This is a genomic window from Hydrogenoanaerobacterium saccharovorans, assembly GCF_003814745.1.
In the GTDB taxonomy this organism is placed as follows: domain Bacteria; phylum Bacillota; class Clostridia; order Oscillospirales; family Ruminococcaceae; genus Hydrogenoanaerobacterium; species Hydrogenoanaerobacterium saccharovorans.
The window spans coordinates 902,185-921,923 of sequence record NZ_RKRD01000001.1; the positions used below are offsets into that span (position 1 = coordinate 902,185).

The 19,739-nt window shown below is 45.1% G+C and carries 18 protein-coding genes; 16 read left to right on the plus strand and 2 right to left on the minus strand.

Translation table 11 applies throughout. The features are described 5' to 3' along the window. The first annotated feature begins 164 nt into the window (after positions 1 to 164). The 7 genes from EDD70_RS04200 to dinB all read left to right on the plus strand — a co-directional run bounded on the left by EDD70_RS04200 (position 165) and on the right by dinB (position 9,403). On the plus strand, positions 165 to 740 hold the full coding sequence (locus EDD70_RS04200) for a nucleotidyltransferase family protein (RefSeq protein WP_092752710.1): 576 nt from the start codon (positions 165 to 167) through the stop codon (positions 738 to 740). Between the two features lie 329 nt (positions 741 to 1,069). Continuing rightward, the gene (locus EDD70_RS04205) at positions 1,070 to 2,227 is read left to right on the plus strand and encodes a BMP family ABC transporter substrate-binding protein (RefSeq protein ID WP_092752708.1); all 1,158 of its coding nucleotides are present in this window, start codon (positions 1,070 to 1,072) and stop codon (positions 2,225 to 2,227) included. Between the two features lie 284 nt (positions 2,228 to 2,511). Continuing rightward, positions 2,512 to 4,050: an ABC transporter ATP-binding protein gene (locus EDD70_RS04210; RefSeq protein WP_092752706.1), complete on the plus strand. Its 1,539-nt coding sequence runs from the start codon at positions 2,512 to 2,514 to the stop codon at positions 4,048 to 4,050. After that, the gene (locus EDD70_RS04215; protein ID WP_092752704.1) at positions 4,047 to 5,126 is read left to right on the plus strand and encodes an ABC transporter permease; all 1,080 of its coding nucleotides are present in this window, start codon (positions 4,047 to 4,049) and stop codon (positions 5,124 to 5,126) included. The genes EDD70_RS04210 and EDD70_RS04215 overlap by 4 nt, the downstream gene beginning before the upstream one ends. Next, positions 5,126 to 6,091 carry an ABC transporter permease gene (locus EDD70_RS04220; RefSeq protein ID WP_092752702.1) on the plus strand — a complete coding sequence of 322 codons (966 nt, stop codon included), beginning with the start codon at positions 5,126 to 5,128 and terminating at the stop codon, positions 6,089 to 6,091. The genes EDD70_RS04215 and EDD70_RS04220 overlap by 1 nt, the downstream gene beginning before the upstream one ends. 415 nt (positions 6,092 to 6,506) lie before the next feature. Then, the gene (abc-f, locus tag EDD70_RS04225; RefSeq protein ID WP_092752700.1) at positions 6,507 to 8,102 is read left to right on the plus strand and encodes a ribosomal protection-like ABC-F family protein; all 1,596 of its coding nucleotides are present in this window, start codon (positions 6,507 to 6,509) and stop codon (positions 8,100 to 8,102) included. A 68-nt stretch (positions 8,103 to 8,170) separates the two neighbouring features. Further along, the gene (gene dinB, locus EDD70_RS04230) at positions 8,171 to 9,403 is read left to right on the plus strand and encodes a DNA polymerase IV (protein WP_092752698.1); all 1,233 of its coding nucleotides are present in this window, start codon (positions 8,171 to 8,173) and stop codon (positions 9,401 to 9,403) included. A gap of 230 nt (positions 9,404 to 9,633) precedes the next feature. On the opposite strand, the gene EDD70_RS04235 is transcribed toward dinB, so the two are convergent. Continuing rightward, positions 9,634 to 10,968 carry a CCA tRNA nucleotidyltransferase gene (locus EDD70_RS04235; protein WP_092752696.1) on the minus strand — a complete coding sequence of 445 codons (1,335 nt, stop codon included), beginning with the start codon at positions 10,966 to 10,968 and terminating at the stop codon, positions 9,634 to 9,636. A 185-nt stretch (positions 10,969 to 11,153) separates the two neighbouring features. Between EDD70_RS04235 and EDD70_RS04240 the strand changes: the two genes are divergently transcribed. Next, complete coding sequence (locus EDD70_RS04240) at positions 11,154 to 12,320, plus strand: iron-containing alcohol dehydrogenase (RefSeq protein WP_092752694.1); 1,167 nt, start codon at positions 11,154 to 11,156, stop codon at positions 12,318 to 12,320. Positions 12,321 to 12,381: 61 nt separating this feature from the next. Here EDD70_RS04240 and EDD70_RS04245 read toward each other — a convergent pair whose 3' ends face one another. Next, positions 12,382 to 13,311 (minus strand): S1 RNA-binding domain-containing protein, encoded by a 930-nt coding sequence (locus EDD70_RS04245; RefSeq protein ID WP_092752692.1) that lies wholly within the window; start codon positions 13,309 to 13,311, stop codon positions 12,382 to 12,384. A 186-nt stretch (positions 13,312 to 13,497) separates the two neighbouring features. Between EDD70_RS04245 and EDD70_RS04250 the strand changes: the two genes are divergently transcribed. The 8 genes from EDD70_RS04250 to EDD70_RS04285 all read left to right on the plus strand — a co-directional run bounded on the left by EDD70_RS04250 (position 13,498) and on the right by EDD70_RS04285 (position 19,639). Next, positions 13,498 to 13,689, plus strand: a complete 192-nt coding sequence (locus EDD70_RS04250; protein WP_092752690.1) for a DUF951 domain-containing protein — start codon at positions 13,498 to 13,500, stop codon at positions 13,687 to 13,689. An 83-nt stretch (positions 13,690 to 13,772) separates the two neighbouring features. Next, on the plus strand, positions 13,773 to 14,852 hold the full coding sequence (prfA, locus tag EDD70_RS04255; protein WP_092752688.1) for a peptide chain release factor 1: 1,080 nt from the start codon (positions 13,773 to 13,775) through the stop codon (positions 14,850 to 14,852). An 18-nt stretch (positions 14,853 to 14,870) separates the two neighbouring features. After that, positions 14,871 to 15,926, plus strand: a complete 1,056-nt coding sequence (locus EDD70_RS04260; protein WP_092752686.1) for an L-threonylcarbamoyladenylate synthase — start codon at positions 14,871 to 14,873, stop codon at positions 15,924 to 15,926. A gap of 37 nt (positions 15,927 to 15,963) precedes the next feature. Further along, positions 15,964 to 16,566: a dephospho-CoA kinase gene (gene coaE, locus EDD70_RS04265; protein ID WP_162840819.1), complete on the plus strand. Its 603-nt coding sequence runs from the start codon at positions 15,964 to 15,966 to the stop codon at positions 16,564 to 16,566. Positions 16,567 to 16,606: 40 nt separating this feature from the next. Further along, entirely contained in the window at positions 16,607 to 17,185 is a 579-nt protein-coding gene (locus tag EDD70_RS04270) for a lytic transglycosylase domain-containing protein (RefSeq protein ID WP_162840818.1), read from the plus strand. Positions 17,186 to 17,204: 19 nt separating this feature from the next. Then, a complete protein-coding gene (locus EDD70_RS04275; RefSeq protein WP_092752679.1) occupies positions 17,205 to 18,614 on the plus strand; it encodes an aminopeptidase in 1,410 nt (469 codons plus the stop codon). A gap of 153 nt (positions 18,615 to 18,767) precedes the next feature. After that, positions 18,768 to 19,043, plus strand: a complete 276-nt coding sequence (locus EDD70_RS04280) for an aspartate-alanine antiporter-like transporter (RefSeq protein WP_092752677.1) — start codon at positions 18,768 to 18,770, stop codon at positions 19,041 to 19,043. Further along, complete coding sequence (locus tag EDD70_RS04285) at positions 19,040 to 19,639, plus strand: LysO family transporter (RefSeq protein ID WP_092752675.1); 600 nt, start codon at positions 19,040 to 19,042, stop codon at positions 19,637 to 19,639. Before EDD70_RS04280 ends, EDD70_RS04285 begins: the two co-directional genes overlap by 4 nt. The last annotated feature ends 100 nt before the right edge of the window (positions 19,640 to 19,739 follow it).

Genomic DNA, 19,739 nt, shown 5'->3' on the forward strand with positions numbered 1-19,739 from the left:
TTAATAGTCGGTTTTAGTTGTAAATAATTATATTTAAAACAAAATTATCAGTAAAATATCACCAAAAATCGGTTCATATTTTTATTAGTCATTCTTAATACTTTTACTTGCAAGGGTTTAAAGTTCGTAGTACAATAATACCAACATAGTGAGGCGGGCAGAAAATGAAAAAATTAAGTGCAATTGTTTTGGCAGCAGGGTTATCTTCGCGTATGGGAGAAAATAAGCTGCTTATGAATTACAAAGGCTGCCCGATGTCGGAGTATATTTTTAAAAATTTAAAGCACAACAGCATGTGGCTGAACGAAGTACTTGTGGTAGGCAGGTTACAAGAAACAAAAGAAATAGCAGAGCAGTATGGTTTTGCCTATATTCATAACAGCATGCCAGAGCGTGGCATGGGTTATTCCCTTGCTTTGGGGGTACAGGCGGCGGGAGCATGTGACGGATTTTTACTTGCGCTTGCCGATATGCCCGACCTTAAAACGGGAACAATCCACACACTTTGCCAAAGTTTTATGAAAAACCCCACACGCATAACCGTACCGGTTTATGGTGGAAGACGCGGAAACCCCGTAATTTTTCCTGTATCATTTCGTAAACAGCTCTCAGCCTTGGACGGTGATAAAGGCGGCAGAGATTTAATTCGCAGCGAGCAGCAAAATATTGCCCGGGTACAGATATACGACGCCGGAATTTTGCGAGATATTGATACAAAAGCAGATTTTGAAGCAAATTAGGCACGTTTTTATGGCTTTTGTTGGTATTAGGTACGACTATTCGTGTAAATATCCAGTTGAAAAGTAAATATAGTATAAATTATAACCATTCCTATGAATTTGTCCGAAAGCGAATCAGATTGCTCCAAATCGCATTGACATGCCCGTTTTGGTTTGCTAGAATGTTTTCGGCAGCTAAGGTGCTTAACAACATAAAATCGCACCCGCTGATTGAAAAATAGCCGCTCTGTTCAGTGGTTCATGCAATCGGTTACAAGGGGCATACGTAACGTCTGCCCCTTTTAATATTTCTTACGAAAGAAAGATTAAATTTAGGAGGGTATACTAAAATGAAAAAAGTATTAGCAATTGTGCTTGCAACTGTTTTGGCAGTGTCAATGATGGCAGGCTGCGCACCAAAGGCGGTTCAAGATGCACAAAACAGCGCCCCCGAGTCTACCGCGGAAGCAGCTGCTGCAGAGTCAGCTGAATCTGCACACAAAGCAATTGCAAAAGAAGACATTAAAGTAGGATTTCTATACGTAGGTCCTATCGGTGACGAGGGTTACTCTTTTGCTCACGATCAGGGCAGAAAAGAGCTTGAGACTAAGCTTGGCGTTAAAACCATGTACATAGAGAATGTTCCTGAAACTGCCGACTGCGAAGCACAAATCCGCAGCTTGATAGATCAGGGCTGTAACGTAATTTATGCAACCAGCTTTGGTCATATGAAATTTATCGATGCGGTTGCAAAAGAAAATCCTGATGTTTATTTCGGTCATGCAACTGGATTTATGACAGCTGACAACATGTCCAACTACATGGGGCGTATCTACGAAGCTCGCTACCTTTCTGGTATTGCTGCAGGTCTTAACACTAAAAATGGTAAGATTGGCTACGTTGCCGCTATGAAAACTGCCGAAGTTATCCGCGGAATCAACGCATTTACTCTGGGCGTTCGTTCGGTTAACCCCACTGCTACGGTTGAAGTAAAATGGACGAACTCTTGGTATGACCCTGCTGTTGAGAAAGCAACCGCAGTTGACCTGCTCAACAATGGCTGCGATATGATTGCTCAGCATTGCGATACAACAGGCCCCCAAGTTGCTGCACAGGAAAAAGGCGCAAAATGCATCGGCTATAACGCCCCCACACTTTCTGCAGCTCCGAAGGCATACCTCACCGCTCCTCTGTTCCACTGGGGTACCTTCTATGTCAACGATGTACAAAGCATCATTGACGGTACTTGGAAGTCTCAGTCTTACTGGGAAGGCATCAAGTCCGGAATGGTTTCGCTTGATAAACTGTCTGAAAACTGCGTAGCAGGTACCAAAGAAAAAGTTGAAGAGGCTCAGGCTAAAATCGTTGACGGTTCTCTGTTTGTATTTACAGGTGAGATTAAAGACAACGAGGGCAAGGTTAAGGTTGCTGCCGGCGAAAAGATGACCGATGAGCAGCTGCTTGCTTTCGATTGGTTTGTTGAGGGTGTTATCGGTACAGCAAAATAAAACAATACAGCATCTTGCAAAAGGGGTTTTGCGGTTACAGCAAAATCCCTTTGCATCAAGCTGAAAGAAGCTGCTTTGTGTGGCTTCGGAAGCATTGACGGACAGGGTGCTTCCGAAGAGACATAAGACTAACAACTATCTTTTTTGGTGAATAACAATACGGAAGAGTTATTATCAAGCCGTTTTCAGCTTAATAGTATGAAATCCAACATATAAAAGCATACAATCTGGATGCAATGTATTCAGTTTTCAATTGTAAATAAATAAAAGGCAGGCGATACTCCATGGAGAACAAACCGTATATCCGGCTCAGTGGTATCACAAAGACCTTTGGCCCTGTTGTTGCAAACAACAACATCAGCCTAGATGTAAAAAAAGGCGAAATCCACGCTTTGCTTGGTGAAAACGGCTCGGGCAAAAGCACGTTGATGAGTATACTTTCCGGGATTTACCAGCCGGACAGCGGCGCCATCTTTTTGGGGGACAAACAGATGGCATTCTCTTCACCGAAGGACGCAATTGATGCCGGCATCGGCATGGTTCATCAACACTTTAAACTGGTGGATGTTCTAAGCGCGAAAGAAAACATTATTGCAGGGCGAAAAGGCTCGTTTTTCATCGGCGGAAAAGAACTTACACGGCAAATTAATGCCATTGCAGAAAAATATGGGCTTTCTATTGACCCGGACAAAAAAATATATAATATGTCGGTAAGCGAAAAGCAGACGGTTGAAATTATGAAGGTTCTCTACCGCGGGGCAGATGTTCTTGTACTGGATGAACCTACTGCAGTGCTTACCCCGCAAGAAATTCGCGTCTTGTTTCAAATCTTGCGCAATATGAAGAACGAAGGCTGTGCCGTAATTATTATCACGCATAAACTGGGTGAGGTTATGGATATTTCTGACCGTGTTACGGTACTGCGTAAGGGCGAAAGCATAAAAACAGTCAATACAAGCGAAACAAGTATCCGTGAATTGACCGAATATATGGTGGGGCGTCCTATTTCACTCGACCTGAACTGCCCACAGGTGACCCCTGAAATCAAGCACACCATACTTGAGGTAAAAGACCTTACGGTACGCAACCAGGTTGACCACATTGATGTACTCAACAAACTTACTTTTTCGCTATCTTCAGGCGAAATCCTCGGTGTGGCAGGCATAGCTGGCAGCGGGCAGAAAGCACTTTGCGAGGCAATTACCGGCCTTGAAAAAGTGTCTTCGGGCGAAATGGTATTTAAAGGTGAAAACCTGATTGGTATGTCGCCGAAAGACATCATTCGAAAAGGCATCAGCATGAGTTTTGTTCCCGAAGATAGACTTGGCATGGGGTTAATCGGTGCAATGGATATCACCGACAATGTATTGCTGAAATCCTATCAAAATATGCCGGGTGCCTTCATCAACCGCAAAGCGGGCAAGGCAAAAGCCGAAGAAATCATCAAGCAGTACGATATCAACACAACCGGACCCAGCCAAATTGTCAAAAAGCTATCGGGTGGCAACATTCAAAAGGTGTTGTTGGGGCGCGAAATTGCGCTTTCTCCGCAGCTGCTGATTACTGCTTATCCGGTGCGTGGCTTGGATATTGGTGCTTCGTATAATATTTATGATATGCTCAACGAGCAAAAGCAAAAAGGTGTGGGCATTCTGTTTATCGGTGAGGACCTTGACATTTTGCTGGAACTTTCTGACCGCATTATGGTGTTGCACAGCGGCGAAATTATGGATATTGTCGACCCCAAGACCACCACCAAAGAAGAAATTGGTATGCTTATGATGGGGCATAAGGAAACAAAAGGGGAGGTGCAGGCATCATGATTAAAATAGTAAAAAGGCCTGAAGTCTCGCCTGCACAATCGAATGTTCAACGTGTTGTTTCCATACTAATTGCATTGGTTGTGGCTGCAGGGTTTATACTGATTCTTGGCTACAGCCCCATTGTGGTGTACAGTGAAATTATTAAAGGGGCTACCGGTTCGCTCTATCGCCTTAAAGAAACGATTAACAAAGCAATCCCACTGATTACCCTTTCGCTGGGCATTGCGGTGGCGTTTAAAATGAAATTCTCCAATATTGGGGCAGAAGGTCAGTTCTATTTGGGAGCAATGGGAGCTGCTTATATTGCGTTTTGTTTCCCCGATATGCCCCGTGCGCTTTTGCTGCCGCTGATGGCAATTGTAGCAATGGTAATGGGTGGTATATGGTGCTTTTTTCCTGCAATTCTCAAAATAAAATTTGGCACCAGCGAGACGCTTGTCACGCTTATGATGAACTATATCGCCGTAAAATGGGTTACTTACCTGCAGTACGGCCCGTGGAAAGACCCAAAAGCTTTTGGCTTTCCCAAAATGCCGCAGTTTACAGAAAACGCTATTTTGCCCAAGGTGTTCGGTGTACATTCCGGTTGGATTATTGCACTGGCAATGGTGGTTATCATCCACATTCTTATGAGCAAATCCAAACTGGGATACGAGATTTCTGTTTTGGGCGAAAACCCACAAACTGCACGCTATGCAGGCATGAATACACTGAAAATTTTGTTTATATCGGTGCTGATTAGCGGCGGGCTTTGCGGCCTTGCGGGTATGATGCAAGCATCTGCCATCGAGCAATCGCTTACCGATAAACTCTCAAGCGGGTTAGGCTTTACCGCCATCATCACTGCATGGCTGGCACGCCTTTCTGCCCCTACCATCTTGGTGGTATCGTTCTTTTTTGCAATGCTGCTTCAGGGCAGTGCCTATTTGCAAAGTGCTTTGCAAATCCCTTCTGCGGTTGCAGAGATTTTACAAGGTATCATCTTGTTCTTTGTACTTGCGAGTGAGTTCTTTACTCAGTACAGATTTGTATACAAAAAGAATACGGCGTCTGATGCAAAGGAGGTAGAGGCATAATGGATTTCTTAAACGGAACGGGATTATTCCTGCAAACCGCTGTCCAGATGGGTACCCCTTTGCTGTTCGGTACGCTCGGCGGTATCCTTTGCGAAAAAGTTGGCCACTTAAACCTCGGTGTTGAGGGTATGATGCTGCTCGGCGCTGTGATGGGCTTTCTCACCGCGCTAAAAACCGGAAATCCGCTGCTTGCAGTGATTGTGTCTGGCCTGGCAGGTGTGGCAGGTGCTTTGATTTACGCAGTTATTACGGTAACTTTCCGCGGTAATCAAACGGTTACCGGTTTGGTGCTTACCATATTCGGTACGGGAATATCAAGTTTTATCGGGCAGAATCTTGCAGGGCTTTCTCTGCCGGAAGGTTTGCTTGCAGCTCTTGGTATACATAACATACCGGGTCTTTCTGCTATTCCTGTAATTGGCACGGCACTGTTTAAGCAGAGTATTTATGTTCACATCGGGTGGATATCCGCAGTTGTTATCTATATTTATCTGAGGAAAACTCGTATGGGTCTTTCCATGCGTGTTGTAGGCGAAAACCCTGCAGCGGCAGATGCTTCGGGCATTAATATCACCCTGTATAAATACATTCATATTCTTTTGGGCGGTTTTCTGTGCGGGCTCGGCGGCTCGTACCTCTCATTGGTGTTTGTACCGCGCTGGCAGGATGAAATTACAGCGGGTATGGGTTGGATTGCTATTGCATTGGTTATTTTTTCTACATGGAACCCCGCAAAGGCGATTTTTGGCGCTTACCTGTTCGGTGCCCTGCGCGGTGTGGCACTGAAGATGCAGAACGTACCGTTGCGTTTGTTCGGCAACAATATCACAATCGACTCTGCTTTATTGGATATGCTGCCGTATATTATGACGATTGCGGTTCTTGTATTTATTACCCTACGCAAAAAGAAAGAGAATCAGGCTCCGGCTTGGCTGGGCAATGCTTATTTCCGCGAAGACCGATAATATTTGTAATGTGATAAAAACAACAGAGCCATCTGTAAAGTGCAGATGGCTCATTTTTATGATTGTGCGTCCTTTTAAGATGGCATAAAACTTGACATTACAAAAATATTGCATTATAATAAGCAAAAATGAATGATAGGGGCTGTGAAATGCGTAATTTTACCTGCTAATTGGCTTGCGAGCAAGATTTGCTCAAAGCAAACAGATTGATAATAATAAAGTAAAGCTTTTAGTAAGGCTTGTTTTTTGTTGTCATATGCAGGAAAGTTACAAATTTCAAACGCTGATATAAGCAGTAATCGGTAGCATTGCTATGGATTTATGCTGCATGTAACAGGCTGTAAGAAGTGTACTTTCTTGCGGGCTGTTTTTATTTTTATATGGTTTTATTTGTTTTATAGTTTGGAGGTATACTATGTCTCAAATCAGCGTAAACAACCTATCATTTAGTTACGAAAGCAGTTATGACCCTGTTTTTGAAAATGTTTCTTTTACATTGGATACCGATTGGAAGCTCGGTTTTATAGGGCGTAACGGCAGAGGAAAAACAACGCTGCTCAATCTTCTGCTGGGGCGTTACCCTTACAAAGGCAGTATTACGGCATCGGTTTCGTTCGATTATTTCCCGTTTGAAGTAAAGAACGTTGCACGAAATACGGTGGATGTTATTAAAAGCTGTATCGCACCATATGACGAATGGGAGTGCGAAATGCAGCGCTTGTTGGATTTGCAAACAGAGCAAGCGCTGGAGGCTTACGGGGATTTGTTTGAGCGCTACACCTATGCCGATGGGTATACTATCGAGAGCCTGATTGAGCAGGAGATAGGCAAAATGGGGATGAGCAGCGAGATTTTATCCCGCCCATTTGATACTTTAAGCAACGGGGAACGCACCCGTGCGCTGCTGGCAGCACTTTTTTTAAAGCACGATAACTTTTTGCTGATTGACGAACCCACCAATCACCTTGATGCAAAAGGCAGAGAAGCGATTGCGGATTATCTGGCAGCCAAAAAAGGCTTTATCCTTGTTTCGCATGACCGCGATTTGCTCGACCGTGCAGTCGACCATATCCTTTGCATTAACCGTGCAAACATCGAGGTGCAGCAGGGTAACTATACCAGTTGGCAGATAAACAAAGACCAGCAGGATGCGTTTGAACTTGCCGAAAACAATCGCCTTACAAAAGAAGTAGCAAACCTAACCTTGGCAGCCAAACAAAAGGCAGGCTGGTCAGACCGATTGGAGCGCACAAAAATTGGTAATCGCCCTCAAGATCAGGTGCCGCCCGACCGCGGCTTTATTGGGCATAAATCAGCTAAAATGATGAAGCGTGCCAAGGTGATAGAGCAGCACGCACAACGTGCGTTGCAAGAAAAATCGGCACTGCTTAAAAATTTAGAACAGGCAGATGCCCTTAAACTTTCCCCGCTGCATTACCGCAATTCACGGTTGGTTCAGGCAATAGGGCTTTCTATCAACTACGGCAACCAACCGCTTTTTCAAGGCTTGGATTTTATGGTAGAACAGGGGGATAGGGTGGCGCTGTGCGGCGGTAACGGATGTGGAAAATCCAGTATCTTAAAACTGCTGCTCGGGCAGAACATTCCATCAACCGGGCAGCTTTTGTACAGCGGTGATTTGATTATTTCCTATGTTGCACAAGATACCTCCTTTTTACAAGGAGATTTAAAAGCATTTGCCTTAAACCAACAGATTGATGAAAGTTTATTTAAGGCGATTTTACGCAAACTTGATTTTTCGCGTATACAATTTGAAAAAGATATGAGCGAATTCAGCGGAGGACAAAAAAAGAAGGTTCTGCTTGCAAAAAGCCTTTGCCAACAGGCGCATTTGTATGTATGGGATGAGCCGCTGAACTTTATTGATATTCTTTCGCGAGTGCAGATAGAAGAGTTGATTTTGCGCTCTGCACCTACGATGTTGTTTGTGGAGCATGATAAACGCTTTGTGCAGAACATTGCTACAAAAATAGTTACAATAGGCAATTGATTGGTTTGTATTTTTTGCAGTGGTGAGGTAAAATAAAGATATCAAACGCAAAAAAGGGGGGCGCAGATTTGAACCAAAACAGAACCATATTGCATTGTGACCTCAATGGCTTTTATGCGTCGGTAGAATGTCTGCTGCGCCCTGAACTAAAAGAGGTACCTATGGCGGTTTGCGGCGACCCCGACAGCCGCCATGGCATTATTTTAGCAAAAAACGAACTTGCAAAGGCATATCAAGTTACCACGGCAGAAACCATCTGGCAAGCACAGCGCAAATGCCCCAACCTTACGTTGGTAGCGCCGCACCACAGCGAGTATGCAAAGTACTCCAAGCTTGTAAACAAAATTTACGAGCGGTTTACCGATTGTGTGGAGCCATTTGGTATCGATGAATCATGGCTGGATATCACCGGTACACTGCATTTGTTTGGCGGAGATGCAAAACAAATTGCCGACACCATCCGCGAAACAGTGAAAAAAGAGCTGGGGCTTACCGTTTCGGTAGGAGTGAGCTTTAATAAAATTTATGCTAAGCTGGGCAGCGACTACAAAAAACCCGATGCAACCACTGTCATCAGCCCTGATAATTATCGAGAAATCGTTTATCCGCTGCCTGTTACCGCCCTGCTGTATGTGGGGAAGGCGGCTGCAAAAACGCTTAAACTGCTAGGGGTGCGCACGATTGGAGACCTTGCCGGTACCGACCGCACTTTGTTGGCACAAAAGCTTGGTAAAATGGGCGAAATGCTGCACGACTATGCTGCGGGGTTGGATGATTCACCGGTGAAATCGGCATATGAAGAACGCGAGGTAAAAAGCGTAGGCAACGGCATGACCTTTCGTCGTAATTTGCAAGGGTTGGAAGACATCAAAGCCGGTGCAGCGGCACTATCCGATACGGTGGCAACCCGACTTCGCCACTATGGGTTGGAATGCTATACCGTACAAGTGCAGGTGCGAGACCCGCAATTTAACACCATTTCACGCCAAAAAACACTGGAATATCCTACCCACCTTGGCAGAGAAATATATAAAGCCGCCATAGAATTGGTGCTTGCTTCTTGGAAGCTCAACGCGCCGATAAGAATGCTTACAGTAACAGCCGCAAATCTTGTACCCCAAGGCAGTTCAGAGCAACTTTCGCTGTTTAACGCGCAAGAGAAACCCAAGCGTGAACGGCAGGATAAACTGGAACACACCATGGATCATATCCGCGGCAAGTTTGGCAGGTCTGCCATCGGCACAGCAGCTTTACTGGGCAGCGACCTGGGCATTAAAAACGAAAAACCGATTGACCGGTAATTGCAAGATGAAAAGCAATGCGGGTAAGCACTGCAATTGCTTTTTGCTAAAAAATAAGAGAAAAGTAAATATTGCTTGAAATAAATAAACAAGCAAAACTCTCTGCTAAGTTATATAAAAGCATAGGTTTTGAATAGAACGGGCAAGTTTTTGAAAATGAGAATATACACAAAAATGCCCTTGAATTTAGCCGCTTTGTCAGCCAAATTCAAGGGCATGCCTTTTGCATGTTAGTCTAATGTATCTTTATAGGGTATTCTGGCGAGCAGTTCGTCTTTCTTATTTTCACATTCGCCGTCCATTACCAGTGCTAACAGATGTCTCAGGGTTTCGCCAATCTGTACCCCTTGCGGTACACCCGCTGCAATCAAATCGCTGCCATTTATTGCAAGGCTTTTCAGCGAAAAACATTTCCCTTGCTCCAATACTTTTTCAAGAACAAGTTCAAGCTCATCCAGCATTTTGGTATGGCTTTGTGCATATTCACTTTGCGCGGCATTATCCGCGCGCTTTACCAGCAGCAGTTCGCGAAACACTTCTTCGCCAAACCGATTCAACTGGCGCGTCACACATTTTTCACTGGGTTCCAAATCCATATCGTGGTATTTGACCAAAGTGCATACCTGAGAAATTGTGTGAGTGTCTATTCTCAAACGGTTGAGGATTACACGTGCCATTTCGGTGCCGACTTTTTGGTGAGAGTAAAAATGCCGTCTTCCGTCTGCATCTTCTGTATAGCAGGCGGGCTTGGCAATATCGTGCAGCAGCATGGCAAGGCGAAGCGGTATTGTTGGGGGAATCGCATCGACGCTGCGCGCAATGTGTTCGTACACCGTATAAATATGATAGGGGTTGCGTTGTTCAAAGCCAATTGAGGCTTTTAGTTCGGGTATAATTTCCGTAATAACAGAAGAAAAATCCAATAATATATTTAGCGCTTGTTTACCGCACAACAGCTTGCATAATTCTGCAGCGATACGTTCTGCCGCAATATGCCGCAGCAAAAAACGATTGTTTACAAGGCTTTGCGCGGTTTGTTCTTCAATGCAAAACCCCAGGGCCGACGCAAACCTCAGCGAGCGCAAAATTCGCAAAGCATCTTCCCCAAAGCGCTTGTCCGGTTCGCCTACACAGCGTATCACCTTATTTTTAATATCACTTAGTCCATCAAAATAATCCACTAATCCGCTTTGAGGGTTATAAGCAAGTGCATTTACAGTAAAGTCACGGCGACTTAAATCCTCTTTTAGGTTTCGTGTAAAGCAAACTTCATCGGGATGGCGGTTGTCCGTATATGCGCCGTCTATGCGAAAAGTAGTTATTTCTACGGGGTGACGATTTACCACAGCGGCTACTGTGCCGTGCTTTAACCCTGTTTCAATGAGAGTATACTGCTGCAGTGCCGCCATTGTCTCGTGCGGCAGTGCCGAAGTGGTTACATCCCAGTCGTGGGGTGTTATGCCCATCAGGCTGTCGCGTACGCAGCCGCCTACCACATATGCCTCAAACCCGTTGTTTTGCAAGCAAGTCAATACAGCGGTAACATAATCGGGGATTTTTATCATAAAGGTGTACACCTCCATTTTTAATATTATGATAATATAAAAGTTAACAAATTACAAATACAGTTTTTCTACTATTGTTGTGTAATAAAAAATAAGTTGATATTTTCATTGGTTTTTATTTTTAATGCAGGTACTAGGAAGCAATTACTATACTCTATTTAACATCTTTGAAAGGGGACATTTAAATGAACTTTAATTATTATATGCCGTCTCGCTTGTTTTTCGGCAAGGGTGAGATTGAAAAATTGGGTACCGAAAAATTGCCCGGTAAAAAAGCACTTCTTGTAATTTCTGCAGGGGGATCTATGAAAAAATACGGTTACCTCGATAAAGTAACTGATTTGCTGAAAAAGAACGATACAGACTATGTACTGTTCGATAAAATCCTCCCTAATCCAATCAAAAGCCATGTGATGGAAGGGGCAGCAGTTGCCAAAACACAAGGCTGCGACTTTGTCATTGGCTTGGGCGGCGGCAGCAGCATCGATTCTGCAAAAGCAATTGCCGTTATGGCAACCAACGAGGGTGACTATTGGGATTATATCGGAGGCGGCAGCGGCAAAGGCTTGCCCGTTCCCAACAAGCCCCTCCCTATTATAGCAATTACCACAACAGCAGGTACGGGTACCGAGGCTGACCCATGGATGGTTGTAACAAAAGAAGAGACCGGAGAAAAAATCGGCGGCGGTTTCGACGGTACTTTCCCTTATTTCTCTATTATTGACCCTGACCTTATGATGAGCATTCCGGCACATCTTACAGCATACCAGGGGTTTGATGCTCTGTTTCATTCCACAGAGGGTTACATTAATAAAACGGCAAATTTTATGAGTGATTTGTTCGCCCTTGCCAGCATTGAGCTGATTGGTAAATATCTGCCGCGTGCGGTGAGAGACGGCAGTGACGCAGAAGCACGCGCTATGGTTGCGCTGGCGAATACGCTTGCAGGTATGGTAGAGTCCACATCCGGCTGCACATCCGAGCATTCTCTCGAGCATGCGCTCAGCGGTTATCACCCTAAGCTGCCTCATGGCGCAGGGTTGATTATGATTTCGCTAGAGTATAACAAACTGTTTGCCGATAAGGTATGCCCCGAACGCTTTGTTGCAATGGCAAAAGCACTGGGCAAAACAGATGCGGTTCATCCGCAGGATTTTGTAACAGCACTTGCAGAGTTACAAAAAGCATGCGGTGTTGATAACCTTAAAATGTCTGACTATGGCATCAAAGCAGATGAAATGCAGGAAATTGCCCGCCATGCAAAGGATACCATGGGGGGATTGTTTGAAGTAGACCGTTATCAGTTATCGCACGAAGAAATCGTTTCGATTCTTGAAAAATCATACCGATAGTATTGCTTGCCCTTAGATATTGTTTATAAAAAAGGGACGCTTTAAAGCGTCCCTTCTTATCTTATTCAAACACCGTCTCTATCAGTTTACAGCAACCATCAGGCGAATATTTCCAGTGGCTTATGTGGTTATCTTCAATAAAGTAAGGCGGGGCGGTCACCGCATATTGTGCATCAAAATTATCTACTATAATCAGCTTTACCTTCATCTTATCACGAATCAGGCTTTTTATGTAAACACTGGTTTGCTGGCCGGGGCGAACGCCCTCTCGCGGTTCGGCAAGCCCTGCCAGGTTGGGTGTAAGCTCTACAAAAACACCGTACTCCTCTACAGAACGTACCACACCTGCAACGGTTTCTCCGCTGTGGAACAAGGCGGCGTTTTCCTCCCAGGTGCCCCACAGCTCTTTGTGAGATAAGCTGATGCGCCCATAGGAATCTACCGATTTTACTACGGCGCGAATATCCTGCCCTGTGCGGAAGCGGTCTCCCGGGTGTGATATGCGTGAAACCGAAATAGCATCAATGGGGATAAGCGAAGCGACACCGCACCCTACATCCACAAAACAGCCGAACGGCTCAAGGTGCGTTACACGCGCATCAATAATATCGCCGGGGGCGAGGTTGTTAATGTATGTTTCTATGCACTGCTGCTGTACTGCACGGCGCGATAGTATAGCATAGGTGTTGTTGTCGCTGCCTCTGCGAAATTCGGTAACGCGAAAACACACGGGCTTGTTAACACGTGATATAATGGCAATTTCCCGTGTGGTGCCTTCTTCAATGCCGATGGCACACTCGTTTTTGGGAATAATACCTCTGATGCAGCCGCAATCTACAATCAGATTATGCGCGCTGTCGCAGATTATGGCGCGCGCTTCCAGAATGCGCCCCTGTGCACACGCCTCCTGTAAACCGGCAAGGCTGCTTAATGCAGCAATGTTTTCAGGATTGTCGCACAGCCATCCTTCGGGCTTAAAATAAGCATTCATTTTCTCATAACCTCCAAACAATTTTAAACGTATTGCAAACCGCAAACAGTTCACTCCAAAGGATGTATATGAACAAAAGTGTTCTTGTATGCAAGCCTGACAAACTATCGTGAAACACTTGATATGTTGACAAAGCATCTGCTATAATATCAGGTGGACTATTTTGAGCAGACGGAGGAATTTTACATGGATGTACGTGTGGGCGATATCCTTCAGATGAAAAAACAACACCCCTGCGGTGCAAGCCGTTTTCTTGTGTTGCGTTCGGGTATGGACTTCAAGCTCAAATGTGAGGGGTGCGGGCATGAAGTAATGGTTCCTCGTGCTAAAGCAGAAAAAAATATCAAAAAGATATTTCGAGAGGAGCATAACCTCTAGCTGCCGCAAAATTGCATTGAATTTCAAATTAACGCGGCGGTTTGAAAGTCCGCTTTTTAAAAGCAACCGAAAGGAATTCGAAGATGTTTGATAAATTAAAAGATGTAGAAGCAAAATTTGAGCAAATCAACCAGCGATTAATGGAGCCCAGTATTGTAAATGACAACGAGCAATACAAAAACCTGATGAAGGAATACAAAACCCTTACCCCACTTGTAGAAAAGTACCGTGAATATGTGGCAGCGCAAAACGAATACAACGAAGCAAAAGAGCTGTTGGAAGAAGGCGGGTTGGATAAGGAATTTAAGGCGATTGTAGATGAACAATATGCCGAGAGTAAAGTAAAGATTGATGAGATTTCGGAAGAGCTTAAAATTCTGCTGCTTCCGCGTGACCCCAACGATGACCGTAACGTGATTGTTGAAATTCGCGGCGGTGCAGGCGGTGAAGAGTCGGCTTTGTTCGCCAATTCGCTTTACAGAATGTACACTATGTATGCAGACAGCATGGGATGGAAAACTGAGGTGCTTAATGCGAACGAGACCGGACTTGGCGGATATAAAGAAATCAGCTTTTCGATTGACGGCGATGGTGCATACTCCAAACTGAAGTTTGAAAGCGGTGTGCACCGTGTACAGCGCGTACCCGAAACCGAGACGCAGGGCAGAATTCATACCTCTACCGCTACCGTTGCGGTGTTGCCCGAGGTAGATGATGTGGAATTTGAGCTTGACCCCAAAGACTTGCAGATTGATGTATTTCGCTCCAGCGGTGCGGGCGGTCAGCACGTCAACAAAACCTCCAGTGCAATTCGCGTAACCCATCTGCCCACCGGTATGGTGGTAGAATGCCAAGACGAGCGCAGCCAGTTTAAAAACAAAGACAAAGCTCTTAAAGTGCTGCGTTCTCGTTTGCTTGACCAAAAAATTCAGGCACAAAACGAAGAAATTGCTTCAAAAAGAAAATTGCAGGTTGGCACAGGCGATCGCTCTGAACGAATTCGCACCTATAACTTCCCGCAAGGGCGTGTTACCGATCATCGTATTGGGCTGACTTTGTATAAAATCGATAACATCTTGAACGGAGATATTCAAGAACTCATCGATGCACTTATCACTTTCGATCAGGCTGAAAAATTGCAGGAACAGAGCAATGCGGATTAATCAAAGGAAGTCAAAATAATGCGAGACACAAAAATATTAAAAGTACAAAACATCAACAACAGCAGTAAAGAGCTTGACGAGGCTGCCGCAATCATTGCAGGCGGAGGTTTGGTTGCGATTCCAACCGAAACCGTGTATGGGCTTGCTGCAAATGCCGAGGATGAAAAAGCCGTAACATCTATTTTTGAGGCAAAAGGCAGGCCGCAGGATAACCCGCTGATTGTGCATATTGCAGACCTTACTATGCTTACCCGCGTGGTGCGCGAGGTACCGCAAAATGCAATGAAGCTGGCAAATAAATTTTGGCCTGGTCCGCTGACAATCATTCTGCCCAAAAGCAGTTTTATCCCTGCTGTTACCTCTGCAGGGCTCGATACCGTTGCTGTGCGCTTTCCCAAACATCCTGTGGCACAAGAGATTATCCGGCGTGCCAATGTGCCGGTTGCAGCGCCGTCTGCAAATCTTTCGGGCAGCCCCAGCACTACCAGCGCCCAACACTGTATCCATGACCTTATGGGCAGAGTGGATGCCATTGTAGATGGCGGCGATTGCGAGGTGGGGGTGGAATCTACCGTCATTACCCTAGCCGGTGAAACGCCAAAACTGCTGCGCCCCGGCTATGTCACACTGGAGCAGCTCCGTGAGGTGCTCGGTGAGGTATTGGTTGACAAAGCGGTTACTCATCAGCCCGACCCAAATGCAAAAGTGTCTTCTCCGGGAATGAAATATAAGCACTATGCGCCAAAATGTAAGGTGATTTTAGTGGATGGAACACAAACACAATATGCCGATTATGTGAACAGCCATCATACCGATGGTGAGTTTGCCTTGTGTTACAACGAAGATGTTCCGTTTTTACGTTGCCCCAGTATCTCCATCGGTGCAGAAAACAATCAGGCTGAACAGGCTGTAAAATTATTTGACAGCCTACGCCGTTTGGATGAAGAAGGTGCCCAAGTGGTATATGCACGCTGCCCCAAACAAAGCGGTGTAGGGCTTGCCTTATATAACCGCTTAATCCGCGCAGCGGCATTTCAGGTGGTACACGCGGCATCAGGCACAGAACAGGTTTAATAAGCTGCTGTTATGTGAAATTGAAAGGATGAGCGGGATGGCGCGTATTATTGGGCTGACAGGGCAGACGGGTGCAGGCAAAACAACGGTAAGCAACGTTTTAAAAAGCAGAGGCTTTGATGTCATCAATTGCGATTTGGTTGCCCGAGAAGTTACTCAGCCTGGTACGCCTTGTCTTTTAAAATTAACGGAGCATTTTGGTACAAAGATTTTAAATGACGACAAAAGCCTCAACCGCAAGCTGTTGGCATCCATTGTTTTTCAAGATGAAAAAGAGCTGCGTGTGTTGGAATCGATTATTTTTTCTTACATCAAAGCAGAAATTCAGCATCGTATCAACACGATTTATATGGGGAATACCAATGGTGTTGTACTGGATGCACCGACTTTGTTTGAAAGCGGCGCAGACAGCATGTGCAATGAGATTATTTCGGTGATAGCGCCCAAACACCTGCGCCGAGCTCGCATTATGGCGCGAGACAATATAGATAATGCGGCGGCAGATGCACGCATTGCCAGCCAACATGAGGATGAGTTTTACACAAAGCGTTCGCAGTATGTGCTGTGTAACGATGGGGTGCAGCAGGAGCTTATAGCAAAGGCAGAGCAGTTGGCAGAACAACTTTTGCGGCAAAGATAAAAATAAATTGCGGCGCACACCGCAGAAAGGGCGTGTATGTTTGGCGGCTTCTTCAGGCAAAAAAATAACAACAACAGTGGTATTGCTGTTGCTGCTGACGTTATGCTTTTTGGCACTGCGTTCGGCCTACAGCGCCTTTTATAAACGGGCGTACCCCATAGAATACGCCGATACCATTAAAAAAGAAGCAGATAAAAATGATTTGCCGTACGACTTGGTGTATGCGGTTATTCGAACAGAAAGCAGTTTTCGCCCCCATGTAGAATCAAGTGTGGGTGCACGCGGATTGATGCAGCTTACCGAGGAAACATTCGATTGGACAAAAACGAAAATGGCCGATGCAGGCGATGAAACCTATGAGGATCTTTACAACCCTCATATTAATATCAAATATGGGGCAAAACTGTTGCGCCTGCTGCTTGATGAATTTGAAAGTGAAGATACTGCCCTTTGCGCATATCACGCAGGGTGGGGGAATGCTAAAAAATGGCTTGCCGATGAATCGCATTCCATCGACGGCAAAAATATACAAAATATCCCGTTTGGCGATACCAAAAAATATGTTGCTAAAATCAATGATACGCGGCAAATTTACCGCAAATTATATAAATTTGAATAAAATATAGGAGGTTTATGTTATGGCTGAACAAGAAAAAAGCGCAGCAGAATTGCTGCAAGAAAAGCTACTGATTAAAACCGAAAATGGCGGACAGATCTTGTCGGACGAAGAATTAGACACCGTTGATGCCTTTTGTGAAGATTATAAAAAGTTCCTCAACGATGCAAAAACCGAGCACGAGGCTGTTAAGGTTACGGTAGAACTGCTTGAAGGGAAGGGCTACAAAAAGTTTGAAGCCGGCAAAAAATATGCTGCCGGTGAAAAGGTTTACTACAACAACCGCGGTAAGGCATTGGTGTTTGCTACCATCGGTACCAGAGGCTACGAAGACGGTGTAAAAATTGTTGCTTCACACATCGATTCTCCGCGCTTGGATATGAAACCGCGTCCTCTTTATGAAGAGGCTCAGCTTGCATATCTTAAAACACATTACTATGGTGGCATCAAAAAATACCAGTGGGGTGCAATTCCTCTTGCACTGCACGGCGTTATTGTGAAAAAAGACGGTACAACCATAGAGATTAAGGTTGGCGAAGATGAGGGCGACCCCATCTTCTGCGTTACCGATTTGCTGCCTCATCTAGGCAGGGAACAAATGAAACGCCCTCTTTCTGAGGGGCTGAAAGGTGAGGAGCTGAACATTCTTATCGGCTGCCGCCCGTTCCGCGATGACAAGGCAAGTGAGCGTGTGAAGTTAAACATCGCCAATATTTTGTTTGAGAAATACGGCATTACCGAGCACGATTTTCTGTCTGCCGAATTGGAGGCTGTGCCTGCATTTGGTGCCAAAGACCTTGGCTTTGACCGCAGCATGATTGGCTCTTACGGGCACGATGACCGCGTTTGCGCTTACACCTCGCTGAAGGCTGCCATAGAGGTGGAGAGCCCAGCATATACCACAGTAACCGTGCTTGCCGATAAAGAAGAAATCGGCTCCAATGGCAATACAGGGTTGAAATGTGCATTCTTACGCTATTTTATTGCAGACCTTGCTGCGCCTTACGGTGTTGAAGCAAGAACCGTTCTTTCAAACTCTCAGTGCCTGTCTGCCGATGTAAATGCCGCGTTTGACCCGAACTTCCCCGATGTTTACGAGCGTAAAAACACCGCATACCTCAATTACGGCGTTGTTGTTACAAAATATACCGGTGCGGGCGGCAAAGGCGGCACCAGCGAAGCATCTGCACACTATATGGCAAAAATGCGCAATTTGCTGGATGAGAAAAAAGTGCTTTGGCAAGTGGGTGAGCTTGGCAAAGTGGATGCAGGCGGAGGCGGCACGGTGGCAATGTATATTGCAGAACTTAATGTCGATGTAGTGGATGTTGGTGTTCCCGTACTCTCGATGCATGCTCCGTTTGAGGTTGTATCAAAAATTGATGTTTATATGGCTTACCGTGCGTTTAAAGAGTTTTTATTAGAAAAATAAGCTTTTTTAGCAAAAAAATTTGCAGATGAGGGCGCCTGCCGCGGGGGCGGCGCACCCCATCTTTTTTTGTCGAAACAGCGCGACAAGCCGACAAGCACATGTTTGGCTATTTGACATAGGATGAATTAAAGAGAAAAATAACAGGGGGACGGTATGATTACGGTATTGGTTTGTATGGCGGTTGGGATGTTTATGGGGCTGAAAATAATTCCTGAAAAATATCAAAAAATTAACGGGATGCTGCAATATGTATTTATTGCGGTACTTATCTTTGGTATGGGTGCAGGGCTTGGCAGCAGCCCCACGTTTTTTGCAGATTTGCAAAATGTAGGCTTAAAGTCACTGATGTTTGCTGTGCTCCCGATTGTATTTTCGGTAATATGTGTATATATTTTAACCAAAAATATGTTTAAGGAGAACAAACCATGATCATACTGGCTATAGTGAGTCTTGTTTTAGGTGTGGCTTGCGGCCAGTGGCTGTTTTCTGGCAATACGGTTGAGTTGCTCGAAACTACAGCAGATTACGCACTTAGCTTGCTGATGGTATCGGTGGGTATCAGTGTGGGGGCAAACAAGCTGATTTTTCGCAAGCTGCGCGAAAACAACCTCAAAATTCTGCTGATACCGTTTGCTATTGTGATAAGCTCGGTGATGGGCGGGTACATAACAGGGTTGATTTTCGGTATGGAACCGAATGTGAGTATGGCAATTGCATCGGGGCTTGGGTGGTACAGCCTTTCCGGTGTGATGATGACCGAACTTGCGGGAGCAGAAATTGGTACGATAACCTTTCTTGCCAATGTGTTCCGCGAAATACTATCGTTTTTTATCATCCCCGTAATCGCTAAGTACCTAAACCATTATGCGGCAATTGCGCCTGCGGGTGCTACCAGTGAAGACACTACCTTGCCAATGATTATGAAATGTACCGACGAAGAAGTTGCCATCGTATCGGTGATTAATGGTGTAGTGTGCTCGATTATGGTGCCGTTTCTTGTAGAGATTACCTTTCATATCATTTAGCAAACCGTAAGGGCGGAAAGACTCTCCGCCCTGATTTGCATGATGCTTTAAAAATAAAAAAGTGCCTGAAAAACATTCAGACACTTAAAAACGAATAATT